The 1,624-nt window shown below is 51.2% G+C and carries 1 protein-coding gene; it reads right to left on the bottom strand.

Going from position 1 to position 1,624, the window contains the following annotated elements:
• Nucleotides 1-188 precede the first annotated feature (188 nt).
• Nucleotides 189-1,136, bottom strand: a complete 948-nt coding sequence (locus tag A9513_RS04290) for a LysR family transcriptional regulator (protein WP_065327307.1) — start codon at nucleotides 1,134-1,136, stop codon at nucleotides 189-191.
• Between the last annotated feature and the right edge of the window lie 488 nt (nucleotides 1,137-1,624).

Here is a 1,624-nt window from a genome sequence, read left to right as displayed (position 1 = left end):
ATGCCCGATTGAGGTCATGACAGAGGTAGTGGCGTTGCAGCATGATGCACCTGCTTCAATCCAGTAACCGTGTTGCACTCAGCTTCTGCAACCGCCAGTGAATAGTCAGATACTGGAATCGATACTAGGCGAGAGCACAGCAGGGAAAAATCACGCTGTTTGCGTGTTTACTTTGTGCTTTTTCAAAGTTACTGCAGTGCCGCACCAATTGCGGGCGCGGCCGCCGATTCACTCTGGGGAGCGCGCTCAAGACAATCCAGAAAGCTGTTAAGAATCGCTGAGCGTGGCGACTCCTGATCACGAGTCACCAATGAAATTTGTGAGTGGCGCACAAACTTGTCTGGCAATAACGCCACAAGCTGCCCCGTTTCTAGCCACCTTTGGGCATAGTGCAAAGGCAAGCAACCGATAAAGGGACCATTCAGAATCATCATTGCCGCAGCCTCCACATTGCTTACCGCAGCAATGATGCTGTCATCATGGTCGTCAATGAAGGGAAATTCCTGCGCCAGCATAAAGTTTCTTACCACCTTCGCTGCACCTGGTACTAGCTGGGCAATCTCATGTGGGTCCGTCACTTGCGCCAAGGGGTGCGATGCACCACACACCAACACATCGCGCTCGCGATATAGCGGTCGATACTCCAGTCCGGGCTTGCGCTGATAGAAGATGCCCACCCCCAGGTCCAGCCGCCGTTCAAGCACTCCTTTTTCGAGTTCATGCGGGGATAACACATGAACCGACAAATGGAACTTGTAATTAGGCAATTGAAAGAAACGTGACAGTGCTGTGGGCAGCAAACAGTCAGGATCACTGATCAGATTATCGATCATGCCCAGGGCCAGCTCACCCATAATGTCGTTGCGAAGATTTTTCGCGTTTGTCTCGAGCAACTGCACCGCACCCAGAAAGTCCAGCATCTGGCGATAGAACACATCACCCTTAGGCGTCAGCGCAAACCCCCGGCGCCCCCGCTCGCACAAACGGAAGCCCAGGCGACCCTCCAATTTACTCATATGCGAGCTGATGGTCGACAAACTCAGATTCAAGCCCGCCTGGGAATTCGCGTAGCCATCCGCCTCAACCACAGCGTGAAAGATCTTGAGAAGTTTGAGATCAATATCAGACAGGTTCATCAGCTCACCCAACCGAGTAGGGTCTAAGCAACCATCTCGTAGCCGTAAAGCAGCCAGTAGAGACAAGACTCTCAGCTGAAAAAGCAATTACAACCCGCCGCCGGGGAGATACTGATTTCTTAATGTCGAACCACATTCCCCTACCCTCGCGCTGCGTGTACTTCACAAAAGCAAGGGTCGTGCCAGACACCCATTCATCGCCAAGACCACATCTTGGCACTAGAACAGACACACAGGCCACAATCATCAAGGGAAAAAATGCACCAATTAGATGCACAAAGACCACTATCCCGTCATTGTTGGAACCGGAGGGCATTGGGATTAGGCGCGGGGGGATGATTTCAATTTGAGCCTAAGGAAGGTAAATCGTCGACACAACAAAAAAGGCCCACCCGAAGGTCAATGTCATCAACTTAAGGAATTTTCCTATAAATATCATATAATTAGCGCTAAATTCAGCGCATAGGAGAAACCCTTTTGGCCCCTCA

The organism is Pseudomonas sp. AU12215 (assembly GCF_001675465.2).
GTDB lineage: Bacteria > Pseudomonadota > Gammaproteobacteria > Pseudomonadales > Pseudomonadaceae > Pseudomonas > Pseudomonas nitroreducens.
Note: the sequence above shows the minus strand (reverse complement) of the source record. Positions and strands in the feature narration are given on the sequence as shown.

What these genes read in the sequence shown, in the direction of transcription:
- A9513_RS04290 (WP_065327307.1), bottom strand. Translation starts at nt 1,136, where the DNA reads ATGAACCTGTCTGATATTGATCTCAAACTTCTCAAGATCTTTCACGCT.